Here is a 19344-nt window from a genome sequence, read left to right on the forward strand (position 1 = left end):
TGATTTAGTTGGAAGTTTTATTGAGGTTGCCTGAATTGGTTGGGTTACTTTGTGGTCCAGAGTTAGTGCTGTTTGGCTTGCTTTGTTCTTTTAACAAGTCTTTGCTGCGAATAGTGTCTAATGTTTTCGAGTCAATTGGCTGACCCTTTTGATCAAGGGGAATCACTTCTGGATCATCCCAAGAGCCCTGGACCAGATAGTCTGATTGGAGATTTCGGTTAATTTGACTCGTAATTAAGTACTGCCCAACCAATGCGCCCAGACCTACGATGGGATTAATAGCAAAGGCAGCCAATGAGCCGGCTGTTGCATCAATTGTTGGGAATATAGTGACACGTAAATCTTGCGTTTGTTTGGGGATATTGATTTGTCCATTCATGGCAACCCGTGCTTGGTCTAAACCCATTGTGAATTGTTTTGTTTGAGCAACTCCAGAGCTAATATCAAAAGAAGCATCAATCGAATTAAACGGAGTTCCCTTAGTCACAATATTGCCCACGCTTCCCTTGAGGTCCAAAGTAGCAAATCTAAACAAACTTTGTAGACTGAGAACATCCAGTAGCTTAGCGCCGCTAGTATTCACCTCTAACAATCGACCTTTTTCAAGATTCAAAGTTACCTTACCGGCTAGAGTGTCATATTGAGGTGTGAAAGGAGTGCCATCCCACTCCACGTTACTTGTGAGTTTGCCCTGGCCACCTTCGACTGATTTTTGGCTGGTCCAATGTCCAATAATTTGACCAGCATCCTTAATGTCTAAATCAATATTCACCGTTGTGTGCTCAGCTTGATTCTGAGCAGCACCAATCCAGCGACCAGTCAAAACAGAGCTACCTTGGGGGTTATTAAATTGAATGGAATCCATATTGAGGACGTTGTTGTTTGTCCTAGTTTTAATTTTCACCTGACCAAGTTGAGCCTTGCCCCAGTTGAAGTCATCAATTGCTAAGTCAATACTGGGAATGGAGTCAGGATTAACCGCAGTTTTGACAGGAAGATTTTTTGAGGCTGGCTTTTTGACCTCAATTGGAGCGCTGACTTTCTCGGGAAACTTGAGTTGTGCTAGACGGCCACTAATCAAGCCACTTGGCTGCGACTTATTAGGCTCTGTGTATTGCAGTTGGCCGGCAATGGAGGGTGAATTAATGCGCATTTGCCAAGCAGCATTTTTATTGCTTGCTGAAAAATTCAGATCCTGCCAATTGCGCTCAAACAAAATGACTTTTTTTACTTGGGCGGCAATTTGAATATTGCTTGGATTATTTTCTTCCGCTTTAGAGGAGCCTTTCTTCTTTTGGCTTTCTAAAAAATCTTGCCATACGTCGAGATTGAGCTCTGAAGTTGCAAGATTGAGTTGAAATCCTTGAGCTGGTGGCACTGCGTTAGTGCCAATGCCTACGGCATGACGAAGAGTGTCATCACTGCCAAGTTCACCTTGAATAAAGTAGGCGTCACCAATTTTCCCATCCCATGTAAAGCGACTGGAGGTGGAGGGTGATTTCGCAAAGGACTTCAGAGTTAATTGGCCTGACATGGGTGCCCCCATCTGCTTTTTCGCGGGTGCTGGCGCCGAACTGGCCCAATCACGCATATCAATCTTGAGATTGGTTTCGCTATTGCCTTTATTAAAATGAATGGCACCCTCATACCTTGCTACGCCGCTCATTGCTTGCAAAATCGGCGCCACCTGAACCGATGCATCTTTTGCAAAGTAGTCTCTAATAAAGCTAGCGCTAATATCGCCTGAGATGTTGTAGCTCTGGCCGCCTTGATTTGGCGTTGCGCTTGAAATCTTAATAGCGCCACCTAGGAAATTAGCGGTGATATCTTCGAATTCAGGATTGATCTCGGTTATACGAATCTTTCCTTTGAGGTTATCCAGAGGAGGCAAGTCATCCCACTGGACTCTGTTGCCAGGAAAACTTAATTGAATGTCAGTTTTGGTGTCTTCATTCCCTGATAGGGGAATGCTAAGAGCCAAATTGAGCTTGGTAGGTCCTGTAACCTTTAGATTGCGCTCAAGCGCAATCTGTTTTTTACCAACAGGTGAGGAAAATAGATATTCAAGTAGTTGTGGGGCGTCACCTTGAGCCTCACCATTCACCGTCAGAAGTAATTGCTTTGCGCTCACACTAGGAATTTCTGCATGAAATTTGCTTAGTGCAACTTGTTTGTAGTTTGCTTGATCAATGTCTACCGTAAAGTTGGCATTCTGCATATTGATCATGCCATTTACTTTATTGAATGCGGGCCAGATACCTTGTGCGGTAGATGAGCTTGGCACTGGGCTGAAAGTAGCGTCAGTAACTGGAAGTTTGAGGCTAAATTCTACGGTACCCGATTTGGGGAAGGGCACTTCATTAGGATCACCTTTAATATGCAAGCTACCATTTTTGATGATGCCTGCATCAAAGGCTTTACTTAAATAGGATTTGGCATCACTACCCATGCCAACGGGTAAATAACGATAGGCGGTTTTGAGGTCAGCCTGAGCAAAATTCATGTCCAGGTTCATGAAGTCAGGATTTTTACCTTCACCAATGATGTAATTGAGATTGAGCGTGGTTGAAATCTCAGAATTACTAAGCGCCAACTGCTTTGCATTAACGACCCAATTCCCTTTTTGTTTTGCCCAAGAAATTTGACCATTGGCTTGATCAAGCTTGATTTTTGGATCAACCAATAGGTCCTTAACCTCGAGCTCTAGATCGCTGGATTTAATCGAGAAGCTGCCCTTGTTTTGGTCGGCAGAAAGGAAGCCAGACAGTTTGGATACTGAAGGCATCGCTTTATTGATGCCAACAAAGCTGAGGTCGATGAGTTTTCCGCTCACAGTAAAGTCTACTTTGTTCGACTTGAACCAGCCGCCGGGAATATTGAGGGCAGATAAGGGTGATTTACTTTCAGACCAATTGATATCGAGATCTTGTAACTCACCATCAGCTTGTGAGGCTTTAATCCACTGATGAACTTTTTTAGATAGCGGTAGGTTGAGGGCAAATAAGGCAACATCTTCAACCGAAATCTTTGGCGATGAAAAACTAAACTCTTTAATTTCCCCGTCTCCTGCTGGTGGTCTCCAGCGGAAAGTCATTGGGCTTAAATTCTCGAGGGGGGTAGATGCTGGACTCTCAATATCACGCCAGGCAAATGTCTTGGTAGTAACAGATATCAATCCATTATCAGTTTCTTGAACCAGGTTGGTTTCTAGCCTTCCAAGAGCAATAGCATCTTCATCTTTAGATAGTTGAATAGTTAAACGATCGGCAGCAAGATAAATTTCTCCGCCATCAGGTTTGCCGTTGTCAATTTTTAATTTTCCATTGGAGTTCACTACTCCCTCAAGCATATTGAGCGAGAGAGCAAATTCATTTGCTATTTGAGTGAGCTGGAGTTCATTTATATTCCAAGAGATAGTCCCGATCCAATCGCGCCAATTACCCGCTTGGCCGCCGATATGGTGAACAAGATCAATATCAAGCGAGACCGGCCCTTTGGTCCAGGGGGTAATGACACTCAGTGAGCCTTGATGGCTACGAATGCCGTTACTAAGAGAAAGCTTTTGAATATCTATTGAAGTAATGGGTTTCTTTTTGAGTTGATCATCCCAAAATAATTTGACATTACTTACACGAATCTCATTTTGAGAAAAGAGCCAATTCTCAGTAGAGTAGTCATTGGATTTTCTATCTATGGGTATGCCAGCAACAGTAATGACGCCTTTGCCATTACGTTGCCCATAAATTTCGGCGCCCTCGATATTGAGCTCATGAAAGAATGGTGCTAGGTGATAAAAAGTTGCCCAGCTGAGTTGTCCATTAATCTTCTGAATGAGTAAGAGCGGTTTCGCTTTATCGGGCGCGTTGAAGCGCAAACCTTCAATTTCAAAATTAGGTCTAATGCCCGTCCATGAAACTTGTAGAGAGTCCATAGATACATCGGCACCAATGCGAGCGCTAATGAGTCTTTCAACGGAGGTTTTGGATTTCTCAATTTGCGGCCAAAGAACAAACCGCACGCCCACATGCACCAGCACACAAAGAGCCAAAACAACGCCCGTCAAGATGAGGGCACGCTTACGCCAAGCCCCGTTCGAACCTTGAGGACGTTTAGCAAGCACGCTCTTGAGGCGAGGCGGGATGATGTTTTGCAGCATGACCTCCATTATCCTTCAGCCCCAGCCTGATCGACAAGCTTCTGGCTTGTGCCTTGGGGTCGGATTAAGATGGGGGAATGGATGATTTTTCCCAGCAAATCGATTTTTTAGTGCAGCACTCGACTTATGCGCGACGTTGGCTAACTGCTCACCCTGAGTGGCTTGAGTGGCTCCGTATTCAAGGGCAGAAAAAAGTCGATATACAGGGCATTAAGGCCTTGCTAAAAGACTGTGGTGTCGATGAACGGGCTGATGCGCAAGACGAGGCCCTATGGATGACCAATTTGCGCTTGGCAAGGCAGCGATTGATGCTCTGGGTTGCATTCAGAGACTTAAATGGCATGGCCGCCTTGCAAGAGGTGACTCAGGCGCTGAGCCATTTTGCTGAATTAGCAGTTTCCGCATCGATTGCCTTTATTAGGGAAGACCTCAAAGCCCGTTTCGGCTTGCCTTGGAGTAACGCAACGCAATCAGAGATGCCGCTCATGGTTGTCGGCATGGGTAAATTGGGTGGCCTTGAACTCAACCTGTCATCAGATATCGATTTGATTTTTCTCTATGAGCATGAGGGTGAAACCACTGGTGGGCCTAAGAGTTTATCCAACCAGGAATGGTTCACGAGAATGGGCAAACGCTTAATTAAGCTGCTTGCTGAGCACGACGCCAATGGGTTTGTTTTTAGGGTGGATATGCGCCTTCGTCCCAATGGAGATTCAGGACCCCTGGTATGTAGTTTGGATATGCTGGAAGAATATCTATTGGTTCAGGGGCGAGAGTGGGAGCGCTACGCCTGGATTAAAGGTAGATTAATCGCGCCTCTACCTGGTGCCCCAGATTTTTCTCGCTGCCAAAGAGAGCTTGACCAACTGATTCGTCCTTTTGTGTATCGTCGACATTTAGATTACGGTGTGATTGCCTCCATTCGGGATTTGCATGCGCAAATTCAGGCAGAAGCAGAAAAACGCTCTTCGGGTCATCAGGGGCGTTCACGTGACATCAAGTTAGGGCGCGGGGGCATTCGAGAGATTGAGTTTTTGGCGCAAATGTTTCAACTCATGCGGGGCGGTACAGATCCTCGCTTTAGAGTCCGCCCAAGCTTGGAGGTCTTAGATCTCATTAAGCAATGTAGCATCTTGCCCGCCGATGAGGTAGATGCCTTACAGGCGGCCTATGTTTTCTTAAGGCGCTTGGAGCATCGTATTCAGGTATGGGATGACCAGCAAACCCACTATCTGCCTGATGATGCTGAAGTACGGTCACGGTTGGCGATTTCGATGCAAGGCCAACAAGCGCAAGTAAACGCTTTTATGACCGAACTAGAGCGGCATCAAAATAAGGTTGCTCAACTTTTTGAAAAAGCATTTTTACTGGACGATGGCTCGCGTCTCGAGATTGCGCCCTTAGCTCGGGACTGGGCGCCTGACCCAATATTTTTCCCTGACTCCTATATTCGTTGGCAGTCGTGGATTGATAGCCCAAAACAAAAATTACTGCCGAAAAAAAGTCGTTTAATTTTCGATAACTTGATGTGCAAGGCGGCAGAGAGTTTACAGATTGAAGCTGCTACCTCGGCACATGCTGACCAAACACTATTGCGTTTGTTTGATTTGCTTGAGGCAATTGCGAGGCGTAGTGCCTATCTTTCCATTTTGGCCGAGTATCCCAGGGCATTATCTAATGTGCTTGACTTACTCAAGGCGTCACAATGGGGTGCGCAATATCTTACGCGTCATCCACATTTACTGGATCACTTATTGAACTCTCAAACCGAGAGAACTTTAATCGAGGATCCATCAAGATATTGGACCGAGGTGCGAGCCAATCTCAATATGCGGCTCGATGATGTTGTGGCCGATAGTGATGGCTCTGAGCAGGCGATGGATATCCTACGAGTCACCCATCACAACGAAACCTTCATCACGCTATTGACGGATCTAGGTATTGGCGTGCAACAAGCGTTGCCGGTGGAGCGGGTTAGTGACCACCTATCTGCTTTAGCGGATTTAATTTTGCAGACGACATTTGAGCGGGTTTGGCCTAGTGTGGCTCAAAAGTTTGATTTACCTCTCGAGGCTAGCCCTCCATTTGTAATTATTTCTTATGGCAAATTGGGTGGCAAAGAATTAGGCTATGCCTCTGATTTAGACATTATCTTTTTGTATCAAGCGGAAGACTCAGACTATGCGGCTCAAGAAGTTTATGCTTTGCTAGCAAAGCGCATGATTAATTGGTTAACTGCGTTTACTTCTACTGGTAGCTTATTTGAGATCGATACGCGTCTTCGTCCTAATGGCTCCGCTGGATTCTTAGTAACGAACGCGGATGCCTTTAAAAAATATCAACTTCGAGAAGGTGATAATGCGGCTTGGGTCTGGGAGCATCAGGCCCTTACGCGAGCTCGTTGCTCGGCCGGTAATCGGGGCGTGGGCAAATTCTTTGACTTAGTTCGTTCCGAGGTGTTAAGTCAGAAACGCAATATTGGTCAGCTCAGGACAGAAATTTTAGAAATGCGCCGCAAGGTGCATGCAGGTCATCCCAATACCAAGGCTGATTTTGACTTAAAGCATGATTCTGGTGGTATGGTCGATATTGAATTTATTGTGCAGTTCTTAGTCTTGGCTTATGCCCATCAGCATGCTCAACTCATTGGCAATCTAGGTAACATTGCTTTGTTGCGAATTGCTGGTGATGTGGGCTTAATTACGCAAGAGGCTGCACTCACTGTTGGCAATGCGTATCGATTGCTGAGGGCCCGTCAACATCGCTTGCGTTTGGATGGGGCTGAAAAGACCCAGATCAATCTAGAAAATGAGATTGAGCTCATTGCGGCAAGAAATGCAGTTCAAGCGCTTTGGCTGGAGATTTTTAAAGCGCCCTCAAGTATTGGCTAGAGGTAATGCAGCTTTAGTTTTGCTCTAGTAACTCACGGGCATGACGACGAGTGGTGTCGGTAATGGTAGCGCCACCAAGCATGCGGGCCACTTCTTCCACCCGTTCAGCCCTACCCAAAATCTGTACTTGCGATACCGTCTTCTCACCGTTTTGAGATTTGCTCACTTTGAGGTGATGGTTGCCTTGAGCCGCTACCTGTGGCAAATGGGTTACACATAAGATCTGGTGAGATTGACCCAATTGATGCAATAGTTTGCCTACTGTTTCAGCAACTGCGCCACCAATCCCCGCATCCACTTCATCAAAGATGAGCGTGGGGGTGAATGATGCTTTACTTGTAATAACGCTAATTGCTAGGCTAATGCGGGCTAGCTCTCCACCTGAGGCTACCTTAGCAAGTGAGCGAGGAGTGCTACCAGCATGACCGGCTACTAAAAATTCAATTTGCTCAAGACCTTGGAATCCACCCTCGCTAAGGGGTGCCAAAGCAATCTCTAGGCGCCCACCTGCCATGGATAAATCTTGCATGGCATTAGTCACTAAATCGCCTAGCTCTTTGGCGGCCTTGCTGCGTTTTTGTGAAAGCTGTTTTGCTAGCTTTAAGTAAACCGCTTCTTCTTGTTTGACTTGATCTCGGAGTGCTTCAATATTTTGGGATGCGGTTAAAGCATCCAGTCGCTCTGATGTCTCCTGAAGAAGTTTTGGTAGTTCCTCAACTTCTGCACGGTATTTGCGAGCCGTGCTATGCAATGCTTGCATCCTCTCTTCTACTTCGGAAAGTCGAGCGGGATCTAAGTCAATCTTTTGCAGGTAACGATTGAGCCCATGAATGGCTTCATCTAGCTGAATGCTGGCTGACTCTAGTGCTTGATTGATCTCGCCTAAGGCTGGGTCATGCTCCGCTAGGGCGCCTACATTGGCGCATACCTTCGACAAGGTAGATTCCAGGGAGTTATCGGCATCACTCAACACTTCAATTGCTTCTTGGCAACCACCAATTAACTTTGCACCATTTGCTAAGCGGGCGTGCTCGCTTTGAATGTTGACCCATTCACCTTCTTGCGGGGAGAGTTCGGTGAGTTCTTCCAGTTGCCACTTAAGGCGCTCACGTTCGCGTTCAACGTCTTGGCCTGCGTTTTCTGCTTGCTCAAGACGGCGACGAGAATTGGCCAGTGTTTTGAAGGTTTGGGCTACCTCTGCAGAGAGTGGTAGCAAGCCAGCGTGGCGATCGAGAAGTTCGCGTTGAGCACCACCCTTTAATAAGAGTTGGTGGGCATGTTGTCCGTGAATGTCCACTAGCTGATCACCAGCTTCACGTAATTGCGCTAGCGTCGCAACGCTGCCATTAATAAAGGCACGACTACGTCCATTACTTTCTACGGTTCTTTTGAGTAATAAGCTTTGGCCCTCATCTTCAATGGGGAATCCTTGCTCATCCAGCCACTGACTAAACGATTGCACTAGCTCTGGCTCAATCCGAAAGAGTGATGAAATTTCTGCGCGGTTACTGCCTTCACGTATTTGGCTGCTATCAGCACGCTCACCCAGCACTAAACCAAGGGCGTCTAGCAGAATTGATTTGCCTGCACCGGTCTCGCCGGTGAGCACAGTAAACCCGCTTGAGAAATCTAGCTCTAGCTGATCAACAATGACAAAGTCACGGAGTGAGATGGTTTGAAGCATGTATTAGCGTAGCAAAAAACTCGACATCAGAAAGTCGATGGGTATTCATTCCAGTGCAATTTCTCACGCAAAGTCTTGTAGTCACTGTGATTGCTGGGGTGTAATAGATCAATAGTTTTATCAGACTGACGCACTTCAATCTTGTCACCGCTTTGTAAATTCGTTTGTGATTGCATGTCGAAATTGACAATCACTTCAAGTCCATTGACCACCTCAATCACCGTGACACTATCCTCCGGCAAAACAATTGGCCGATTGGAAAGTGAGTGTGGCGCAATCGGGACAAGCAATATACCTGCCACATGCGGATGCAAAATAGGTCCGCCTGCAGAGAGAGCATAAGCGGTTGAGCCGGTAGGGGTCGATACGATCAAGCCATCGGATCGTTGGTTATACATAAATGAGCCATTGACGTGAACTGCCAACTCGACCATTCCTGAAATGCCAGAGCGATTCACGACAACATCATTAAGCGCTAATGCGCGATTAATTTCTTTGCCATTACGAAGCACTACAGCATCGAGCAATGTGCGTGTATCGGCTTCGTATTCCCCGGAAATAATTTTGGGTAGCGTAGTCTGAACCGACTGAATTGGAATATCAGTCATATAACCAAGGCGACCCATATTGATTCCAACGAGCGGAACATTGCTGCCTGCCAATTGACGTGCAATGCCCAGCATGGTGCCATCGCCCCCCAAAACAACAACAAGGTCAATTGCTCCAGCAAAGTCTTTCGCAGTTTTTGTGGGGTAGGTGTTCAAACCAAGGTGAGTGGCTGTCTCAGACTCAATAAAGACCTCACAACCCAATCCTGAGACTACTTTGGCTAGGTCTTTTAGGTGCTCCTCAATGCCATCAGCATGAAATTTGCCGACAAGCGCAACCCGGCTAAATGCCTTTTTGCTGGAATTTGGGGATGGGCTTAACATATAACGATTAAACCATAGGCATAAAATCCCTTCCACCATGGATGAACGTTCCCGCGCCTTACTAAAAACTCTCATCGAGCGCTATATCGAGGAGGGTCAGCCTATTGGCTCGCGCACACTGTCTAGATTCTCGGGTTTGGACCTCTCCGCAGCCACTATACGTAACGTGATGGCGGATTTAGAGGAGATGGGGCTTGTTACCAGCCCCCATACTTCAGCTGGCCGCATTCCAACCCCGCGGGGTTATCGCCTGTTTGTAGACACCATGGTGACGGTGCGCCCTTTGGAAGCGATGGCTGCTAGAGAGGTTGAAAAAGGCCTTCTACCGGATTCTCCGCAAAGGGTCCTGAACTCGGCAGCGCAGATTTTGTCCAACTTGACCCATTTTGCTGGTGTTGTCATGACACCCAAACGAGCTCAGGTTTTTAAACACATTGAGTTCTTGCGCTTGGGTGAAGGTAAGATTTTGCTCATCATGGTTACGCCCGAGGGGGATGTGCAAAATCGCATATTGCCAACAAATCAGGATTACACGCCGAGCCAACTCATTGAAGCGGGTAACTTTATTAACGCCCAATTTGCTGGAAAAAGTTTTGATCAAGTGCGCATGCATCTGAAATCCGACTTAGATAATTTGCGTACAGATATTGCTGGGTTAATGGCTTTGGCCTTGCAAACCGGTGTTGCTGATTACGACATGGGGCGCGGCGATATGGTTTTGTCTGGTGAGCGGCGCTTATTGAATGTTGGAGATTTAAGTTCCAACCTCGATAAATTACGCAAGATGTTTGATATGTTGGAACAAAAATCGGTACTTATGCAATTGCTCGACGTATCAAGTCATGCGGACGGTATTCAAATATTTATTGGCGGTGAAAGTGATTTATTGCCTTATGAGGACCTCGCTGTAATCAGCGCCCCATATAGTGTAGACGGTCAAATAGTGGGCACGCTTGGGGTGATTGGGCCAACACGGATGGCATATGACCGAGTGATTCCGATTGTGGATATCACCTCAAAATTACTATCGGGCGCCTTAAGCTCCTGAGTCCAAGTCTAACTTTTTATATTTAAAACTCATTACCAGAGACAGAACATCTTGAATCCGAATCCGCATCTACGCGCTTCCAAAACCGCAGTCTTGCTATTGAACTTGGGGACACCCTCTGCTCCAACATCTAAAGCGGTACGTGCCTATTTAAAAGAATTTCTTTCGGATCCACGCGTAGTAGAAATTCCGCGCATTATTTGGTGGTGCATTTTGAATGGCATTATTTTGCCAATTCGTAGTGGTGCTTCTGCGAAAAAATATGCCTCTATTTGGTTGCCAAAGTTAGGCTCTCCCTTAATGCACTACTCACGCTTGCAGGCGAAAGAATTGGGCGAGAAATTTGCCAATGAGGGTCATGCAGTTTTAGTGGATTTGGCAATGCGCTATGGTCAGCCCTCTACACAGGTCGTCCTAGAGGGCCTGAAGGCACAAGGTATGGAACGTTTATTGTTATTGCCTTTATATCCTCAATACTCTGCCACAACAACGGCGTCTAGTTTTGATGAAGTCTTTCGTGTTTTAGGTACTTGGCGCGATCAACCTGAGCTGCGTTTAGTAAAGCACTATCACGACAACTCAGCTTATATTGCCGCATTGCGTGATCAAGTGTTATCTAACTGGGATAAAGATGGCCGTCCAGATTTTGCAAAAGGCGATCGCTTGGTGATGTCTTTCCATGGTTTGCCAAAGCGTAATTTAATGAAGGGCGATCCCTATCACTGTGAATGCTTGAAAACAGGTCGCTTGCTGGGCGAGTCTCTGGGTTTAGAGCCTGGACAATATATTGTGACCTTCCAGTCCCGCTTTGGTAAGGCGGAATGGTTAAAGCCCTATACAGCTCCAACAATTGAAAAGTTAGCCAAAGAAGGTTGCCAGCGCATCGATATTTTTTGCCCTGGATTTCCGGCCGATTGCTTGGAGACCTTAGAAGAGATCGCCATGGAAGCCCGCGAAATCTTCCTAGAGCATGGCGGTAAAGACTATCGCTATATTCCCTGTCTAAACAGCAGCCCCAAGTGGATAGAGGCTCTGAGCGATATTGCTCATCATCATCTGCAAGGCTGGTCTTTAGGCGTGGAGTCTGACGCTGAATTAGCGAAGCGTAATGAAAGGGCTGAGCTGGCTGAAAGAATGAAGTCTTGAAATTGCAACAATCAGCCCCATATTGCAAAGTAATAGCCATCTTTATAGAAAAGTAAAATAGCGCCCATGACACAAGAAAACCAAAACCCATCCCCAGAGCAAGAGAATCCTTCTGCAGAACCAGTCAATGAAGCTGCAGCAGAAGCTCCGGCTGTGAAAACGCCCGAACAGGAAATTGCCGAACTCAATCAAAAGATTGGTGAGCTGCAAGATAACTTCTTGCGCGCTAAGGCTGAAGGAGAAAATATTCGTCGCCGTGCTGTGGAAGATATTGCGAAGGCGCATAAATTTGCGATTGAAAGTTTTGCAGAGCATTTGGTGCCCGTGACGGACAGTCTTTATGCTGCATTGAGTACCGATGCTGGTGATGCCAAAGCTTTTAAAGAGGGTTTGGAAATCACCCTGAAGCAGCTGCTGTCTGCTTTTGAAAAAGGTCGCATGACAGAAATTAATCCTGCGGTTGGGGATAAATTTGACCCCCATAACCACCAGGCTATCGCCTCAGTGCCCTCCGAGCAAGAGGCCAATACCGTGGTTTCTGTATTGCAACGGGGCTATACCGTGGCCGACAGGGTTCTCAGGCCTGCTTTAGTAACGGTCACTGCCCCAAAATAAGCTAAAGAAGGGCTAGAACCCTAAAAAGGCATAAAAAAGGTAGAAAAAGGCAGAGTTCTGCCTTTTTTGCTCTTCATCCCCTTGAAATCCCTTTTTTAGACCCCACTTACTGGGTATCGAAATATTTATCAGTACAACAAACAATTTAATTTTTTGGAGCAATTATGGGAAAGATTATCGGAATCGACTTAGGAACCACGAATTCATGCGTTTCAGTCGTTGAAAACAATGCACCTAAAGTTGTCGAGAACGCTGAGGGCGGTCGCACAACTCCATCCATCATCGCTTACGTTGAAGATGGCGAAGTATTGGTTGGTGCGCCTGCAAAGCGTCAGTCAGTAACCAATCCTAAAAATACTATCTACGCAGTGAAGCGCTTGATGGGCCGTAAATTTACAGATCCTGAAGTGCAAAAAGACATCAGCTTGATGCCTTATTCAATTATTGCTGCTGATAACGGCGATGCTTGGGTTCAAGCGCGCGATAAGAAAATGGCGCCACAACAAGTGTCCGCTGAAATTCTGCGCAAGATGAAGAAAACTGCCGAAGATTACCTCGGCGAAGAAGTGACAGAAGCCGTGATTACTGTTCCTGCTTACTTTAATGACAGTCAACGTCAGGCAACTAAGGATGCTGGCCGTATTGCTGGTTTAGATGTGAAGCGCATCATTAACGAGCCAACTGCTGCTGCATTAGCGTTTGGCTTGGATAAACAAGACAAAGTGGATCGCAAGATCGCTGTGTATGACTTGGGCGGCGGTACATTCGACGTATCCATCATTGAGATTGCTAACGTTGACGGTGAGAAGCAGTTTGAAGTGCTTTCTACCAACGGCGACACCTTCTTGGGTGGCGAAGACTTTGACCAACGCATCATTGATTGGATCATTGCTGAGTTCAAGAAAGAACAAGGCGTTGATTTGAGTAAAGACGTATTGGCGTTGCAGCGTTTGAAAGATGCTGCTGAGAAAGCCAAGATCGAATTGTCATCTGCACAACAAACTGAAATCAATTTGCCATATGTAACAGCTGACGCTAGCGGTCCTAAGCATTTGAACTTAAAGTTGACCCGTGCCAAGCTAGAGTCTTTGGTTGAGGAACTGATTAGCCGTACCGCTGGTCCTTGCTTAACTGCGATTAAAGACGCTGGTGTAAACGTAGCGGACATCGACGATGTAATTTTGGTTGGCGGTCAAACCCGTATGCCTGCGGTTCAAGACAAAGTAAAAGAAATCTTTGGTAAAGAACCACGCAAAGACGTTAACCCAGATGAAGCCGTTGCTGTTGGCGCTGCAATTCAGGGTTCTGTATTGTCTGGCGATCGTAAGGACGTATTGCTCTTGGACGTTACCCCATTATCATTGGGTATCGAAACTCTTGGTGGCGTCATGACCAAGATGATTCCTAAGAACACCACGATCCCTACCAAGCATTCACAGGTTTACTCAACTGCGGAAGATAACCAGCCTGCTGTAACCATTAAGTGCTTCCAAGGTGAGCGCGAGATGGCTGCTGCAAACAAGTTGCTAGGGGAATTTAACCTTGAAGGTATTGCTCCTGCGCAACGCGGTATGCCACAGATTGAAGTAACTTTTGACATCGATGCTAACGGTATTTTGCATGTAACAGCAAAAGACAAGACCACTGGTAAAGAGAACAAGATCACCATCAAGGCAAACTCTGGTTTGACTGAAGAAGAAATTCAACGCATGGTGAAGGATGCTGAAGCCAATGCTGCTGAAGATAAGAAAGCGCTTGAGTTGGTAACTGCTCGCAATACTGCAGATGCCTTGGCTCACTCAACCAAGAAGGCTTTGGAAGAGCATGGTGCTAGCTTAGAGGCTTCCGAAAAAGAAGCGATTGAAGCGGCCTTGAAAGACTTAGACGAAGCCATTAAAGGTAGCGACAAGGAAGCCATTGAAGCTAAAACAGAAGCTTTGGGTAAAGCAAGTCAGAAGCTGGGCGAAAAAGTCATGGCGGCTGAACAAGCTAAAGCTGGCGGTGCAGCACCTGGTGCAGCTCCTGGTGGTGCAGCCCCTGGCGCTGCCCCTGATGCGGATGTTGTTGACGCTGACTTTAAAGAGGTTGATGACAAGAAGTAATTCTGTAATTGGACATTCATTAACGTAGTTTTGATGTACTTAAATAACAAGTCGGCCTCGTGCCGACTTGTGTCATTCAGGTTGTTGAGAGGAATAGGCCGTGCCTAAAAGTAAACGCGATTTTTATGAAGTGCTTGGTGTAGCAAAAGGTGCCAGTGACGATGAGCTAAAAAAGGCTTATCGCAAGATGGCGATGAAACATCATCCAGATCGTAATCCCGACAGCAAAACGGCTGAAGCTCAATTTAAAGAAGTTAAAGAAGCTTACGAAACCTTAACTGATCCCAATAAGCGCGCTGCCTATGATCAATATGGTCATGCTGGCGTCGACCCATCTATGGGTGGCGGATTTGGCGGTGGCGGTTTCGGGGGCGGTGGATTTTCTGATGCGTTTGGGGATATCTTTGGTGATATCTTCGGTCAAGGCGGCGGCCGTCACTCTGGCCCTCAAGTTTATAAAGGCGCAGATTTACGCTACAACATGGACATTACGCTTGAGCAAGCGGCTGAAGGCTATACAACCCAAATTCGTGTACCTAGCTGGAGTAATTGCAAGCCTTGTCATGGTACCGGCGCAGAGCCTGGATCTAAGGCTGAGACTTGCACAACCTGTAATGGTCATGGTCAAGTGCGTGTGCAGCAAGGCTTCTTCTCCATGCAGCAAACTTGCCCTAAGTGCCGCGGCACTGGCGAGTACATTCCTAAGCCATGTAAAACTTGCCACGGCAGTGGAAAACACAAAGAACAAAAAACACTTGAGATCAAAATACCGGCAGGCATTGATGATGGAATGCGTGTCCGCTCAGTGGGTAACGGTGAACCAGGTGTCAATGGTGGACCATCCGGCGATCTTTATGTAGAGGTGCGTGTTAAGCCGCATAAAGTCTTTGAGCGTGATGGTAGTGATTTGCACGTTCAAATGCCGATTTCGTTTGCGACAGCTACTATCGGTGGTGAAATCGAAGTGCCAACACTCTCTGGTCGCGTGGAGTTTCCAATCCCTGAGGGAACTCAGACGGGTAAGACTTTCCGCTTGCGAAATAAAGGCATCAAAGGATTGCGCTCAACCATGTTGGGCGATCTCTTTGTCCACGTTCTGGTAGAAACTCCGATTAAGCTTACTGAAGAGCAAAAGAAATTACTACAGCAGTTTGACGACAGTCTGAAATCTGCTGGCGACAAACACAGCCCTCAACAAAAGGGTTGGTTTGATGGTGTAAAGAGTTTCTTTAGCTAGTAACTAATTGGCAGCCAAGCTGCCAATTAGCCAGCAAAGCCATGCTCGGGTCCGGGGAATTTCCCGGACTTCACTTCGCGCACATAAGTCTTGATGGCGGCTTCAACGGAGTGATGGCCATCCATAAAGTTTTTGACAAACTTCGGCGGCTTACCGGGGCTGATGCCCAACATATCCTGCAGAACCAATACTTGACCAGAGCAATCTGGACCAGCACCAATTCCGATAGTGGGAATATGAAGTTCGGCAGTAATCTTTTCGCCCAATGAAGAGGGAATTGCTTCCAACACTACCATTTGGGCTCCAACTTCTTGGCAGGCAAGTGCTTGCTCAAGCATGACGCTTGCAGCATCTTTAGATTTCCCCTGCACTTTGTAGCCGCCCAAGACATGAACTGATTGAGGTAGTAATCCTAAGTGAGCGCAAACAGGAACACTGCGCTCAACTAAATGACTAATGACATCAATCTGCCAGTCGCCACCGCCTTCAAGCTTAACCATATCTGCACCAGCACGCATTAATTGAGCAGAGGATTCGAGAGCCTGCACTGGATCTCCGTAGCTTGCAAATGGGAGGTCAGCGATAAGAAATGCATGGGTATTAGCACGGGCTACACATTCGGTGTGATACGCCATTTGTTCAATGGTCACTGGCGTAGTGCTGGAGTGTCCTTGAATCACATTCCCAAGAGAGTCGCCAATCAAGATCGTTTCAACAGCGCAGCGATTGAGAAGCGCTGACATAGTTGAGTCGTATGCCGTGAGCATGGCAATTTTTTCACCCTCAGCATGCATTGCGAGGAGCTTAGTAATTGTGATTGGCTTGTCGCCTTGTAAGTAACCCATGGCGAGAGTTTAATGAATTAATGCGCCGTTTGGCTATAAACGTCTTTTTCCCCGCAATTACAGTTCCTGCAGGGGAGTTTTTCAATTCTTTGGTGTGCCACGTTGGGTAGGTAGGCCTTGAGTTCGCCCCAGTTAGGCAAAAAGATATCGGGAGCGATTTCCAGCAGGGGTAGGAGTACAAATGAGCGCTCGATAATTCTAGGATGCGGCAACATCAATTCTGTTTCGCTTTGAGTAACCCCTTCAAACGAAAGGATGTCTAGGTCAAGAGTCCGGGGGGCATTTGCATATGGGCGCTCACGACCAAATTCTTGTTCAATGGTTTGGCAAACATGTAAAAGGCCGTAGGGGCTTAACTCGGTTTCGACTTCAATGACGGCATTAATGTAGTCGCCGCCTGTAGCTTCAACAGGCGCGCTTTGATAAAAACAGCTTTTTGCCAAGATTTGAAGTTCGGACCGCAATGCCAAGCAAACAATGGCATCAGTAATAAGCTGACGCGTGTCGCCGATGTTGCCGCCAAATCCGATATATGCCCGTGCCATAGGTTTCCAAACTAGAGATGAAACTACTTTACTGAAATTTCTCTAAGTCTGCTTAGCTTGCTGCACTCTCTGGGGGCACTGCCGCTTTTGGCTTTCTTCGACGCCGTCTTTTGGCAGGACTTGGACTGCTACCAGATTCATTTTTGACGCCAGCCATCAGCTTATCTTGCCCTGTGACGTCGGTTGCAATGAAGTCTGTCCACCACTGCCCGATTGCTGGGTTTAATTCCTCGGTGGCGCAGCGGAGCAACATAAAGTCATAACCCGCTCTAAAACGTGGGGATTCGATGAGGCGATAAGGGTATCGCCCCACGCGTCTCTCAAAGCGGGGTTGCATAGACCAAATTTCGCGCATATCGCTTTCGAAGCGTCGTTGAATCGTCATGCCGCTACTTTGAGTGGCAATCGTGTCGTCCATCGCATCATGCAAGGCAGGAATATTAGCCATTCCTTTAGCGGAGTTGGCCTTCCAATTCTTTAGTAGATCAGGCCAGAGTAGGGTGGCAAATAAAAATCCAGCAGAAACGCTTTTACCGGATTGAATGCGTTCGTCAGTATTGGCCAAAGCCAGCTTTACAAAATCATTGGCCCCCTTGGAGTCTGCGCCTGTATCCAGAATGTGGTCTAAGAGCGGGAGAAGACCATGATGCAATCCAGCATCTTTGAGCCCTTGGATTGCTGCCCAAGAGTAGCCGGACATCAAGAGCTTCAAAATTTCATCAAAGAGCCTCGCAGAGGGGACATCGTTTAATAGTTTGCCTAACTTTGCAATGGGCGCGCGCGTAGCACCATCTAATTCAAAGCCAGTCTTTGCTGCGAAGCGTACTGCCCTGAGCATGCGAACAGGATCTTCGCGGTAGCGCTTTGCTGGATCGCCAATCATGCGCAAAGTTTTCTTTTGCATATCTGCCATGCCGCCGTGATAGTCCAAAACAGTTTCGGACGAAGGGTCGTAATACATTGCGTTGATTGTGAAATCGCGTCTTGCAGCATCCTCACCTTGCGAGCCCCAGACGTTATCGCGCAGGATCCGGCCGCTCTCAGCTACGTGATCTCCAGCGTTATCTAATAGGGCCCTGAAGGTGGATACCTCAATGATTTCAGGGTGGCCTTTGCCAAAAAAAGTCACGTGCACAATTTGAAAGCGGCGACCAATTAGGCGCGCTTTGCGAAAGAGTCTTTGCACTTGATCTGGTGTTGCATTGGTTGCCACGTCAAAATCTTTTGGACTGATACCTAGAGCAAGATCTCTAACAGCGCCACCGACAATAAATGCCTCAAATCCTGCCTGCTGCAATGTGTGCGTTACCTTGACTGCATTCTTAGAAAGCAAATGCGGATCAATTCGATGTGCTTTTTTAGGGATGCGCTTTGGGGCGCCAGTATTGTTGGCCTGCGTATGTTTGACCATCGGGTCACGCCGCAAAATACGTTTAATAAATTTAGTGATCATGCAAACAATTCAAGAATGGGCCAGTTGCGCTGCTTAGCTTCGTTGCGAAGGCGATCATCTGGATTGGTAGCAACAGGATGACTTACCTTTTCAAGCAAGGGAAGGTCATTCATCGAGTCAGAATAAAAATAACTATAAGGTAAAGCATCTAGAGACAGTTTTTGCGATGCTAACCAGTCGTGTAGATTTTGAATCTTACCTTCGCGGAAATTGGGAATGCCTTTGACTTCCCCAGTGTAGTTACCTAATGGATGGTTGTCTGCGGTGGCTGGCTCTGTGGCAATCAGGTGCTCAATGCCAAAGCTTTCAACAATAGGGCGTGTCACAAAGCTGTTGGTGGCAGTAATCACGCAGCAAAGATCACCAGCATCTTGGTGACGTTTTACTAGATCGATTGCTTGTTGTCGGAGTTGGCCATTAATAACTTCTTTCATAAACGCGTCGTGCCACTCTTTGAGTTGCGCGCGTGAATGTTCTGAGAGTGGCTTAAGAGCAAAACGCAGAAACTCATGAATATCCAGATTGCCTTCTTTATAGTCTTGATAAAAGCGCTCGTTTTGTCGTGCATAGTATTCGCTGTCTACAACACCAATGCGAGCCAAAAATTGGCCCCATTCGTAATCGCTATCGCAAGGCAAAAGGGTGTGGTCTAAATCGAAAAGGGCTAGCTGAGTCACGAATTGATATTTA

General features: G+C 46.8%; 13 protein-coding genes. 6 read left to right on the forward strand and 7 right to left on the reverse strand.

The features are described 5' to 3' along the window. Window positions 1–4: 4 nt before the first annotated feature. A complete protein-coding gene (locus AOC28_RS04775; RefSeq protein ID WP_072582912.1) occupies window positions 5–4156 on the reverse strand; it encodes a YhdP family protein in 4152 nt (1383 codons plus the stop codon). A 77-nt stretch (window positions 4157–4233) separates the two neighbouring features. Between AOC28_RS04775 and glnE the strand changes: the two genes are divergently transcribed. Next, window positions 4234–7047 (forward strand): bifunctional [glutamate--ammonia ligase]-adenylyl-L-tyrosine phosphorylase/[glutamate--ammonia-ligase] adenylyltransferase, encoded by a 2814-nt coding sequence (gene glnE, locus AOC28_RS04780; protein ID WP_072582812.1) that lies wholly within the window; start codon window positions 4234–4236, stop codon window positions 7045–7047. A 13-nt stretch (window positions 7048–7060) separates the two neighbouring features. On the opposite strand, the gene recN is transcribed toward glnE, so the two are convergent. Together recN and AOC28_RS04790 are read right to left on the reverse strand one after the other, a co-directional pair. Next, a complete protein-coding gene (gene recN / locus AOC28_RS04785; protein ID WP_072582813.1) occupies window positions 7061–8731 on the reverse strand; it encodes a DNA repair protein RecN in 1671 nt (556 codons plus the stop codon). A 26-nt stretch (window positions 8732–8757) separates the two neighbouring features. Next, window positions 8758–9663: an NAD kinase gene (locus AOC28_RS04790; protein WP_072582913.1), complete on the reverse strand. Its 906-nt coding sequence runs from the start codon at window positions 9661–9663 to the stop codon at window positions 8758–8760. Window positions 9664–9700: 37 nt separating this feature from the next. Here AOC28_RS04790 and hrcA point away from each other — a divergent pair, with 37 nt between their 5' ends. From hrcA to dnaJ, 5 genes are all read left to right on the forward strand, one after another. Further along, entirely contained in the window at window positions 9701–10711 is a 1011-nt protein-coding gene (gene hrcA / locus AOC28_RS04795; protein WP_072582814.1) for a heat-inducible transcriptional repressor HrcA, read from the forward strand. A 51-nt stretch (window positions 10712–10762) separates the two neighbouring features. Continuing rightward, window positions 10763–11857, forward strand: a complete 1095-nt coding sequence (hemH, locus tag AOC28_RS04800; protein ID WP_072582815.1) for a ferrochelatase — start codon at window positions 10763–10765, stop codon at window positions 11855–11857. A gap of 66 nt (window positions 11858–11923) precedes the next feature. Then, complete coding sequence (gene grpE / locus AOC28_RS04805) at window positions 11924–12472, forward strand: nucleotide exchange factor GrpE (protein WP_072582816.1); 549 nt, start codon at window positions 11924–11926, stop codon at window positions 12470–12472. A 164-nt stretch (window positions 12473–12636) separates the two neighbouring features. Continuing rightward, entirely contained in the window at window positions 12637–14574 is a 1938-nt protein-coding gene (gene dnaK, locus AOC28_RS04810) for a molecular chaperone DnaK (protein WP_072582817.1), read from the forward strand. Window positions 14575–14674: 100 nt separating this feature from the next. Then, complete coding sequence (gene dnaJ, locus AOC28_RS04815) at window positions 14675–15811, forward strand: molecular chaperone DnaJ (protein WP_072582818.1); 1137 nt, start codon at window positions 14675–14677, stop codon at window positions 15809–15811. 26 nt (window positions 15812–15837) lie between these two features. Here dnaJ and panB read toward each other — a convergent pair whose 3' ends face one another. The 4 genes from panB to AOC28_RS04835 are packed head-to-tail and all read right to left on the reverse strand — an operon-like array spanning window position 15838 to window position 19331. Next, entirely contained in the window at window positions 15838–16656 is an 819-nt protein-coding gene (gene panB, locus AOC28_RS04820) for a 3-methyl-2-oxobutanoate hydroxymethyltransferase (protein ID WP_072582819.1), read from the reverse strand. Between the two features lie 17 nt (window positions 16657–16673). Beyond that, window positions 16674–17201: a 2-amino-4-hydroxy-6-hydroxymethyldihydropteridine diphosphokinase gene (gene folK / locus AOC28_RS04825; protein WP_072582820.1), complete on the reverse strand. Its 528-nt coding sequence runs from the start codon at window positions 17199–17201 to the stop codon at window positions 16674–16676. A 52-nt stretch (window positions 17202–17253) separates the two neighbouring features. Beyond that, entirely contained in the window at window positions 17254–18654 is a 1401-nt protein-coding gene (gene pcnB / locus AOC28_RS04830; protein ID WP_072582821.1) for a polynucleotide adenylyltransferase PcnB, read from the reverse strand. Then, complete coding sequence (locus AOC28_RS04835) at window positions 18651–19331, reverse strand: HAD family hydrolase (RefSeq protein WP_072582822.1); 681 nt, start codon at window positions 19329–19331, stop codon at window positions 18651–18653. Before AOC28_RS04835 ends, pcnB begins: the two co-directional genes overlap by 4 nt. Window positions 19332–19344 lie beyond the last annotated feature (13 nt).

The organism is Polynucleobacter sp. MWH-Adler-W8 (assembly GCF_001889925.1).
Classification (GTDB): Bacteria; Pseudomonadota; Gammaproteobacteria; order Burkholderiales; family Burkholderiaceae; genus Polynucleobacter.